Raw genomic sequence first — 11056 nt, 5'->3', positions numbered from 1 at the left:
ACAATATTCGCGTGTATTTTTATTCGATAATATACAAGGTTTTGTAAATCCGTTCTTTTTAAAGAAGGTTTTTTCAAATTCTTGTCTTTGTTATGTAACAGATCATTGTAAAGGAGGGAAAATGGTTGGAGAATTTAAATGACTTATGGGATCAAGCACTCAAAATGATTGAAGAAAAAGTGAGTAAACCAAGTTTTGATACATGGTTTAAATTTACGAAGGCTGATTCCATTGATCAAGGAACGAATACCATTACGGTTATTGCTCCTAATGAGTTTGCTCGTGATTGGTTAGAAAATCGCTATTTTCGAATTATCACTGATACATTACATGAGCTAACTGGAGCAGAACTAGAAGCTCGTTTTATCCTACCAAAAGAAGATAAAAATGATGATTTAGAGTTACTCGAAAAAATAAAACCACCTGTAAAAGCAGCTGTAGAAACAAATGAAGATACACCCAAACATATGCTGAATACAAAATATACGTTTGATACATTCGTTATTGGAAGTGGAAATCGTTTTGCTCATGCGGCGTCATTAGCAGTAGCAGAGGCCCCAGCGAAAGCATATAACCCACTGTTTATTTATGGTGGAGTTGGTCTTGGTAAAACTCACTTAATGCATGCAATTGGGCATTACGTCATGGATCATAATCCTGGAGCTAAGGTTGTCTATTTATCTTCTGAGAAATTTACTAATGAATTTATAAATTCTATTCGTGATAATAAAGCCGTTCATTTTCGAAACAAATATCGTAACGTGGATGTGCTTCTTATAGATGATATTCAATTTTTAGCTGGAAAAGAACAAACTCAAGAAGAATTTTTCCATACATTTAATGCACTGCATGAGGAAAGAAAACAAATCGTAATTTCAAGTGATCGTCCTCCAAAAGAAATACCTACACTGGAAGATAGATTACGTTCTCGATTTGAATGGGGATTAATTACTGATATTACTCCACCAGATTTAGAAACAAGAATTGCAATTCTACGAAAAAAAGCAAAGGCTGAGAACTTAGACATTCCTAATGAAGTCATGCTATATATTGCAAATCAAATTGATACAAACATTCGTGAACTTGAAGGAGCCTTAATTAGGGTAGTGGCCTATTCCTCCCTTATTAACCAAGATATGAATGCTGATCTCGCTGCTGTAGCATTGAAGGATATCATACCTAATTCGAAGCCTAAGACGATTACGATACAAGATATTCAAAAAACAGTCGCGGAAGTATTTCATATTCGGGTAGACGAATTAAAGGCAAAGAAACGAACAAAAAGTGTTGCATATCCTCGACAGATTGCAATGTACTTGTCACGGGAATTAACGGATAACTCCTTACCCAAAATAGGAAATGAATTTGGTGGCAGAGATCATACTACCGTTATTCATGCCCACGAGAAAATATCGAGATTATTTACAACAGAAACAGAACTTCAAAGACAAATACAAGAAATTAAAGATCAGTTGAAATCTTAAATTGTGCAAAGTGTGTATAATCGGAACATGGTTATCCACATTCTATCCACAGGTTCTAGGCATTGGTATCAAAGGGGTGACGAACGGTTATCCACATTTCCACACCCCTTATTACTAGTACTTCTATACTTTTATTAAATAAATATATAAATATGACTGTTCATTTCGATAAAATTTAACTATATCGAAATAATAATTTATATTGAAAGTGAGGACAGATTAAAATGAAATTTATTATCCAACGCGACCACTTTGTGCAAAGTGTACAAAGTGTATCAAAGGCTATCTCCCCTCGTACGACAATTCCTGTATTAACTGGAATTAAGATAGATGTAACAGACGAAGGAGTTACTTTAACAGGAAGTGATTCTGATATATCCATTGAATCTTTTATTCCAAAGGAAGATGATGAACTTCAGTTAGTTGAAATAGTTGAAACAGGTAGCATTGTACTTCCAGCGCGTTTTTTTGCTGAGATTGTAAAAAAACTACCAGCTGAGACTATTGAGATTAGTGTTTCTGAGCAATTTTTAACAACACTAAAATCAGGATCTTCTGTTTTTAACCTTAATGGTTTAGATCCTGAAGAATATCCTCGATTACCGGAGATTGAAGAAGACAACGTTTTTAAATTACGAACAGACTTGTTAAAAAACATCATTCGTCAAACTGTCTTTGCTGTTTCTACTGCTGAAACGAGACCAATATTAACCGGAGTGAATTGGTCCATTGAAGATGGCAAACTAACATGTACAGCAACAGATAGTCATCGTCTTGCAATGAGATACGCTAAGGTTGAAACAAGTACAACGGAACTTTCATTTACTAACGTAGTTATACCAGGGAAAAGCTTAAATGAGTTAAGTAAGATTTTAGATGAGAATGAAGAATGGATCGATATTATTGTTACGGAAAACCAAATCTTATTTAAAGCAAAAAACTTGTTATTCTTTTCACGCTTGTTAGACGGAAACTATCCTGCCACAAAAAACATGATACCAACTCAGTCAAAAACAAGTGTTCAGTTAAACACGAAAATGTTTATGCAAGCAATTGAACGTGCCCTACTTCTTTCGAGAGATGGAAAGAATAATGTAGTAAACTTAAAAACATTAGATAATAGCAATCTAGAAATTACTTCCGTTACACCAGAAGTGGGAAAAGTTACGGAGGATGTTCAAAGTATTGAGTTTACTGGTGAGGAATTGAGAATTTCGTTTAATGGGAAAAACATCATTGATGCTCTAAAAGTTATCGACTCAACTGAAATAAAAATTGATTTTACTGGAGCTATGAGTCCATTCGTTATGAAGCCAATGGAGCATGATTATATGCTTCATTTATTCTCACCAGTAAGAACATATTAATTTCTCTTAAGAGGGTAAAATAAAGCTACCGGATTGGAATCCTATATTCGGTAGCTTTTAGCTTTGATTGTACTAATAGATGGAACATTGGACGTTTTTCATAATAAATTGGCGTAATTGTAAAAGATTTAGTACAATATAAGTTGAGTCATTTTGATATTTATCATTAAATGGTAATTTATGCAAATGAATAGAAAGTGAGTGTGACCCCCTTTGGAGCATAAAGTAACGATTCATGACGATTACATTACTTTAGGACAATTGTTAAAAGAGGTTGGTGTTATAAGCACCGGTGGAGCAGCAAAATGGTTTTTACAAGATAATCCGGTTCGTGTTAATAACGAAGATGAAAATCGAAGAGGAAAAAAATTATATCCTGGTGATATGGTTTATTTAGAAGACTTTGGTATCATTGTTATTGAAAAAGGTGAAATATCTTGAGGTATTTCCTTGTATATTGATCAAATCACCATTAAAAATTACCGGAATTATGACCATTTAAATCTCCAGTTTGAGAATAAGATTAACGTTATTATTGGAGAAAATGCCCAAGGAAAGACCAATCTTATGGAAGCCATTTATGTTTTAGCCATGGCCAAATCTCACCGAACATCAAAGGATAAAGATTTAATTCGTTGGGATCAATCGTTCGCCAAAGTTGAAGGTCAATTTGAAAATAGGAATGGACCATTTCATATGGAAGTGGTGTTTTCTAATAAAGGTAAAAAAGTTAAGGTAAATCATATAGAGAAAAAAAGATTAAGTGATTATATTGGCACGTGTAATATCATTATGTTTGCACCGGAAGATCTAAACCTTGTAAAAGGAAGTCCACAAGTACGCAGACGTTTTTTGGATATGGAAATGGGTCAGATTCACTCCATATATCTTTATCATCTATCCCAATATCACAAAGTATTAAAACAGAGAAATCAATGGTTAAAAGATGTTTCACAAAAGAAGCAAAAACTAGATATAACAATGCTAGAGGTAATGACGGAGCAATTAACGGAGTCAGCAAGTCACGTTATTCATAAGCGCTTTGCTTTTATAGAGAAACTCCAACAATGGGCTCAACCAATTCATAAAGAAATTAGTAGAGGTAAAGAGACGTTAGAGGTGAACTATATCCCCTCTTTGGATGTATCATATGAAATGGATTTGTCGACACTGAAAATAAAACTGGAAGCAGATTTTCATCGACTAAGAGAAAATGAGTTACGTCGAGGATCCACTTTAATTGGACCGCATCGAGATGATTTGCAATTTCTTGTGAATGGAAGAGATATCCATACTTTTGGATCTCAAGGACAACAACGCACAACAGCATTATCTATAAAGTTAGCGGAAATTGAATTAATATACGAGAAAATAGGAGAATATCCTATTCTCCTATTAGATGATGTACTATCTGAATTAGATGACCATCGGCAATCTCATCTACTTAATACGATTCAGGGAAAGGTTCAAACATTTGTAACAACAACAAGTGTGGAAGGAATCGATCATAAGACTCTTCGGGAAGCTCAGATGTATCATGTCGATTATGGAAAAATTAATAGGGGTAGGTGAATGGCATGTTTATTCATTTAGGCGGAGATGTTGTTTTACGTTCTCACAAAGTTGTAGCTATTTTAGATTATCATAGCAAAGAAACGTCACAAGATAACGAACGTTTTATAGAATTATGTGAAAAAAATAGTAAAACAGTTTCTATATCAACAGACAACCCCAAATCCATTGTTATTACTGAAAACGAGGTTTATTTGTCTCCAATATCCTCTCACACCCTCAAAAGACGGGCTGAAACAGTAGCTGTTTTAGAAGAAGAATAACCAAAAAATTGACCAGTTTTCTGGTATAGACATAAAGATATTACTTGTTGCAGCAATGCAAGGAAAAGTGTAGGTGAACAAAGTGAGTATTGAACAACAATCATATGATGAAAGTCAGATTCAAGTTTTAGAAGGTTTAGAGGCTGTTCGCAAACGACCAGGAATGTATATAGGTTCAACAAGTTCTCGTGGACTGCATCACTTAGTATGGGAAATCGTAGATAATAGTATTGATGAAGCTATGGGTGGTTACTGTGACACGATTCATGTAACAGTAGAAGAAGATAACAGTATCACTGTAGAAGATAATGGTCGAGGAATTCCCGTTGGTATTCATGAAAAAATGGGTAGACCTGCAGTAGAAGTCATAATGACAGTTCTCCATGCGGGTGGTAAATTTGGTGGTGGTGGATACAAAGTGTCTGGGGGATTACATGGTGTAGGTGCCTCTGTTGTAAATGCCCTTTCCACATCATTAGAAGTAAATGTTCATTTAGATGGGAAAATTCATTATCAAAAGTTTGAACGAGGTGTTCCTGCTGGAGATCTTGAAGTGGTTGGTACAACAGATAAACGAGGCACTATCATTCATTTTAAACCAGATAATGAGATCTTTACAGAAACGACAGAATTCGATTTTGATATTTTGGCAAATCGATTACGTGAACTTGCGTTTTTAAATAGAGGATTAAGTATCTTTATAGCAGATAAGCGTGAGGGTGGAAAAAGTAAAGAATATTTTTACGAAGGTGGTATTTCCTCTTTCGTTGAGCATTTAAACCGCACGAAAGAACCAATTCATGAACCACCTGTATTTATTGAAAGTGAAAAAGATGGAATCTCCGTAGAAATTGCAATGCAATATAATGATGGATTTGCTAGTAATATCTACTCCTTTGCTAATAACATTAATACACATGAAGGCGGTACACATGAATCGGGATTTAAAACGGCATTAACTCGAGTAATTAATGATTATGCAAGAAAAAATAGCCTTTTCAGAGAATCTGATCCAAATTTAATTGGTGATGATGTACGCGAAGGTCTAACAGCAATTATTTCAGTAAAAATTCCGGATCCACAGTTTGAAGGTCAAACGAAAACAAAACTAGGTAATAGTGAAGCTCGTACGATTACTGACTCTTTATTTTCAGAGCATATGGCCAAATTTATGGCTGAAAATCCTAACGTTGCTCGAAAAATTGTGGAGAAGGGAATTATGGCCTCAAGAGCTCGAGACGCTGCCAAAAAAGCACGTGAACTTACTCGGAGAAAATCTGCATTAGAGATAAGCTCATTACCAGGAAAACTGGCAGATTGCTCTTCAAAAGATGCATCTATTAGTGAACTTTACATCGTTGAGGGTGATTCAGCAGGTGGATCAGCTAAACAAGGCCGTGATCGACATTTCCAAGCTATTTTGCCTTTAAGAGGGAAAATTATTAATGTAGAAAAATCAAGATTAGATAAAATATTATCAAATAACGAGGTACGAGCTATAATTACTGCTCTTGGAACAGGAATAGGCGGAGACTTTGATATCTCCAAAGCTAGATATCATAAGACAATTATTATGACCGATGCGGATGTAGATGGAGCTCATATTCGAACATTACTACTTACATTCTTTTATCGCTATATGAGACCTTTACTCGAAGAAGGTTACATTTATATTGCTCAACCACCACTTTATAAAATACAGCAAGGTAAGGCTGTGCATTATGCTTATAATGAAAAAGAAATGGATCGAATTTTAAAAGAACTATCACCTAACCCAAAACCTGGTATTCAACGTTACAAAGGTTTAGGTGAGATGAACCCAACACAGCTATGGGAAACCACGATGGATCCGGGAACAAGAACTACTCTTCAAGTAACACTTGAGGATGCAATGGTTGCTGATGAGACGTTTGAAACATTAATGGGAGATAAAGTGGAACCTCGCAGAGATTTCATTCAAGCCAATGCTCAATACGTGAAAAATTTAGATATATAACTACAAAACACTAGTAGCTTTTCAACATTTTTTCAAATCACATCAAGACCATGCAGTATGATAACTGCATGGTTGATGTACGTTTAATAACGGGATTGTGTGTCTTTGGATAATCCTTTTGGCAGCTTGGAAATAGGTGAACGGAGGTACAAGGAATGTCGGAACAAGATCAACCGAGAGTAAAAGAAATTAATATTAGTCAAGAAATGAAAACATCCTTCATGGATTATGCCATGAGTGTTATCGTTAGTCGTGCTTTACCAGATGTTAGAGATGGATTAAAACCAGTTCATCGTCGAATTCTTTATGCGATGAATGAATTAGGTATGACTTCTGATAAGGCTTATAAAAAGTCTGCTCGTATTGTTGGGGAAGTAATCGGTAAGTACCATCCACATGGTGATTCTGCTGTTTATGAAACGATGGTACGTATGGCACAAGACTTTAGCTATCGCTATATGCTAGTTGATGGACATGGAAATTTTGGTTCCGTTGACGGTGATGCTGCAGCTGCAATGCGTTATACAGAAGCAAGAATGTCAAAGATCTCAATGGAACTTGTAAGAGATATCAATAAAGACACAATCGACTATCAAGAAAACTATGATGGTTCTGAAACGGAACCAATAGTATTACCTGCACGTTTTCCAAATTTACTAGTAAATGGTACGTCAGGTATTGCTGTAGGTATGGCTACAAACATACCTCCTCATCATTTAGGCGAAGTTATTGATGGAGTGTTAGCTCTTACGGAAAATCCTGATCTTACAAACGCTGAGTTAATGGAATATATTCCTGGACCTGATTTCCCTACTGGAGCGGAAATTGTTGGTATTTCAGGTATACGCAGAGCTTATGAAACTGGGAAAGGCTCTATTACTATTAGAGCGAAAGCAGAAATTGAAGACCATAATGGAAAACCACGTATTATCGTTAATGAAATTCCTTACCAAGTAAACAAAGCACGATTAATCGAAAAAATCGCAGAGCTTGTTCGTGATAAAAAAATAGAAGGCATTACGGATCTTCGAGATGAGTCTGACCGTAATGGAATGCGTATTGTTATTGAACTTCGTCGTGATATAAATGCGAATGTTTTATTAAATAACTTATATAAACAAACGGCACTTCAATCAAGCTTTGGTATAAATATGCTAGCCTTAGTGAATGGACAACCAAAGGTCCTTTCTTTAAAAGAAGTACTTTATCACTATGTTGAGCATCAAAGGGAAGTAATTCGTCGAAGAACTGCTTTTGAGTTAAAAAAAGCAGAGGCAAGAGCACATATTTTAGAGGGGTTACGTATTGCTCTTGACCATATTGATGAGATCATTGCCTTAATCCGTGGATCTCAAACAACAGATATTGCTCGTCAAGGGTTAATCGAAAAATTTCAATTAAGTCATGATCAGGCGCAAGCAATTTTAGATATGCGTCTTCAACGTTTAACAGGTTTAGAACGTGACAAAATTGAGGCAGAGTATCAGGAATTAGTGGAAAGAATTGCGGAATTAAAAGCAATTCTTGCGGATGATGAAAAAGTACTTCAAATAATCCGTGAAGAATTAGTTGATATCCGTGACCGTTATAGTGATGATCGCCGAACAGTTATTACCGTTGGTGAAGATAGCATGGAGGACGAGGATCTTATTCCAAGACAAAATGTTGTTATCACTATTTCTCACAATGGTTATATTAAACGTATTCCTTTATCCACATACCGTAATCAAAAACGTGGAGGACGAGGAGTACAAGGAATGGGAACACATGATGATGATTTTGTGCAGCATTTATTCATCACAAATTCCCACGATCACCTCCTTTTCTTCTCAAACAAAGGGAAGGTGTATCGCTTAAAGGGATATGAAATTCCAAACTTTAACCGTACAGCAAAAGGAATACCAATTATTAATCTTCTTCAAATTGAAAAAGATGAATATATTAGTACCGTAATTCCTGTTGATGAATTTGATGAAGATCGCTATTTGTTCTTTATGACAAAACAAGGTGTTGCGAAACGAACGCAGTTACAGGCCTTTTCGAAAATCCGACGTGGCGGGTTATTTGCTATTAATCTAAGAGAAGAGGATGAGTTATTAGCAGTACGTTTAACTGATGGAACAAAAGAAATTATTGCTGGTACGAAAAAAGGTATGTCTATCCGATTTAACGAAAATGATGTCCGACTAATGGGACGTACTGCAACTGGTGTAAAAGGTGTAACATTACAAGAAGATGACCAAGTTGTAGGAATGGATGCTATCGTAGAAGGACTAGATGTATTAATCGTAACGGAAAAAGGTTTTGGTAAACGTACTCCAGAAGGTGATTATCGTCTCCAAACTCGTGGTGGTAAAGGTATAAAAACATGTAATATTACCGAGAAAAACGGAGATCTTGTATCATTAAAAGTTGTTGGTAATGATCATGATTTGATGATAATAACAAACGCAGGTGTAATTATTCGAATGCATGTAGAGGGAATCTCTATAACGGGACGTAATACACAAGGGGTAAGACTAATTCGAGTTGGCGAAGAAGAAAAAGTATCTACCGTAGCGCGTGTTAATATTGATCCAGATGATGAAGATGTAATAGAAGATGAAAATACTCCTTTACAAGAGGAAGTAGCTAGTGAAGAGATTTCTGCTGAAGATATTGATCTTCAAAGTGAAGTGGATGTAGAGTCCGAAGATGATATAGAAGAATAAGAGTAATAAAAAAACTGCCTAAATTGGGGCAGTTTTTTCTTCAAATTCTATCTTCTAATATCAATTAGAAGATAGAAAATATATATACAAAAGTCTCAATTAATCCCTGTTTATTTTCGGCTACAATATAATCTATATAACTAAAGTTGCGATGTGAGTATGAGCATCAATTTTCCAGGATAATTTCCTAATCCCTTATTATAGAAAATACCTTTAGGAAAAAGTAGATGTCAGAATTTTTTCTTTTGATATGAGGCAAGAGGATTGTAGTAAATAATGCAAAAAAAATATATATAGTAGTTAGTATTTCAAAAAATATCCTAACGTTTTTCAGAAAAAAATTAAAGAGTAAGCAATTTTTATTGATACTAAAAAAAATCGTCACTCTGTTCATTTTAAGGAGAGAATATAATGAAAGTTAACGTTAAGTATTTAATGCCAGGGTGTATTCTATTAGATGATGTTTACATAAGAACTAATTCTCCATTAATAAAAAAGAAAACTGTATTAACAGATTTACATATTAGTATGTTAAAAATTTTTCTTGTTTCTCATGTGTTTGTCGAATCAAATCTAGTTAATGGTACTTCATTTAAACCGGAAGAAGTGTTAAATGATGAAGAGGAAAGAATTGATAATAATAATGATAAAACTGTTGAGTTTATAGATCTCTATTTGAGTGCAGTTCAACAATACAAAAGAATGTTCAAAAACTGGCAAGGTGGTACGAAAATTGAAGCTTATGCTATCAGAAAGATTTTTTTGCCTCTATACGATTTCAATCCAAATAGAGAACACCTTATCCAGTTACACCATTACGGTACTAAAAATGACTATATCTACTATCACGCGGTTGCTGTGAGTATCTTGTGTAGTAGCATGGGGAGAAAACTAAATTTAACAAATGGTGAAATTATTCAACTAGGACTTTCCGGTTTATTATCTGATTGTGGGATGTCAAAAATCACGTTAAGTGTGTTTGACAAGAAATCTCCCTTAACTGTTGAAGAATATAATGAGGTAAAAGATCATACGATATTAGGTTATAAGATGTTGGAAGAAGTACCTGGTTTTTCAAAAGGAACCTTAATGGGTGTATTACAACATCACGAAAGGGTTGATGGAAGTGGATATCCTCTAAAATTAGAAAGCAATAAAATACACTTATTTGCAAAGATAATTGCTGTTTGTGATATTTATCATGCAATGACTTCAGAAAGAAATTATAGAACCAAGCAATCCCCTTACAAAGTATTGGAAGCATTAAAGAAAGATGTCTTTGTTAAAATTGACCACGAAATTTTCGATCATTTCTTTCATTTAATTTCAGGCTTATCAATTGGAAGGAAAGTACGTTTAAATAGTGGTGAAACCGGGGAAATTGTTTTTATTGATAATAATAATCCTACAAGACCAATTATAAAAAGCTCTGATGGATCAATGCTTAATACAGTAAATGAACCTAACATTTTTATAGAAGAGGTTGTGGATTAATAGAAATTTTTAAAAAACATTGCACAGTGTATCACTCTTGTGGTATTATATAAAAGTTGTCTCGAAAATTTAATTTAATTTATTTAATTTTAATAACTTTAAAAAAGATGTTGACTTTAATAATACTGTTTGATATGATATATAAGTCGCTAACGAGACATTGGAAATT

8 protein-coding genes are annotated in these 11056 nt (G+C 34.5%); all 8 read left to right on the top strand.

Features of this window, described 5'->3' with window-relative positions; genetic code table 11:
- The first annotated feature begins 125 nt into the window (after positions 1-125).
- The 8 genes from dnaA to ACERII_RS02835 all read left to right on the top strand — a co-directional run bounded on the left by dnaA (position 126) and on the right by ACERII_RS02835 (position 10887).
- A complete protein-coding gene (dnaA, locus tag ACERII_RS02870; RefSeq protein ID WP_373639937.1) occupies positions 126-1484 on the top strand; it encodes a chromosomal replication initiator protein DnaA in 1359 nt (452 codons plus the stop codon).
- 224 nt (positions 1485-1708) lie between these two features.
- Positions 1709-2851, top strand: coding sequence for a DNA polymerase III subunit beta (gene dnaN / locus ACERII_RS02865; protein ID WP_373639936.1), 1143 nt, complete (start codon positions 1709-1711; stop codon positions 2849-2851).
- A gap of 213 nt (positions 2852-3064) precedes the next feature.
- A complete protein-coding gene (gene yaaA / locus ACERII_RS02860; protein ID WP_373639935.1) occupies positions 3065-3292 on the top strand; it encodes a S4 domain-containing protein YaaA in 228 nt (75 codons plus the stop codon).
- A 9-nt stretch (positions 3293-3301) separates the two neighbouring features.
- Entirely contained in the window at positions 3302-4423 is a 1122-nt protein-coding gene (recF, locus tag ACERII_RS02855; protein ID WP_373639934.1) for a DNA replication/repair protein RecF, read from the top strand.
- 5 nt (positions 4424-4428) lie between these two features.
- The gene (gene remB, locus ACERII_RS02850) at positions 4429-4686 is read left to right on the top strand and encodes an extracellular matrix regulator RemB (RefSeq protein WP_373639933.1); all 258 of its coding nucleotides are present in this window, start codon (positions 4429-4431) and stop codon (positions 4684-4686) included.
- An 82-nt stretch (positions 4687-4768) separates the two neighbouring features.
- Positions 4769-6682: a DNA topoisomerase (ATP-hydrolyzing) subunit B gene (gene gyrB / locus ACERII_RS02845; RefSeq protein ID WP_373639932.1), complete on the top strand. Its 1914-nt coding sequence runs from the start codon at positions 4769-4771 to the stop codon at positions 6680-6682.
- A gap of 155 nt (positions 6683-6837) precedes the next feature.
- Positions 6838-9393 (top strand): DNA gyrase subunit A, encoded by a 2556-nt coding sequence (gyrA, locus tag ACERII_RS02840; RefSeq protein ID WP_373639931.1) that lies wholly within the window; start codon positions 6838-6840, stop codon positions 9391-9393.
- A gap of 411 nt (positions 9394-9804) precedes the next feature.
- A complete protein-coding gene (locus ACERII_RS02835) occupies positions 9805-10887 on the top strand; it encodes an HD-GYP domain-containing protein (RefSeq protein WP_373639930.1) in 1083 nt (360 codons plus the stop codon).
- Positions 10888-11056 lie beyond the last annotated feature (169 nt).

It is taken from the genome of Evansella sp. AB-rgal1 (assembly GCF_041820985.1).
Taxonomy (GTDB): domain Bacteria; phylum Bacillota; class Bacilli; order Bacillales; family Salisediminibacteriaceae; genus Evansella.
The sequence above is the reverse complement of the archived record's forward strand: the minus strand, read 5'-3'. Positions and strand labels throughout refer to the sequence as shown.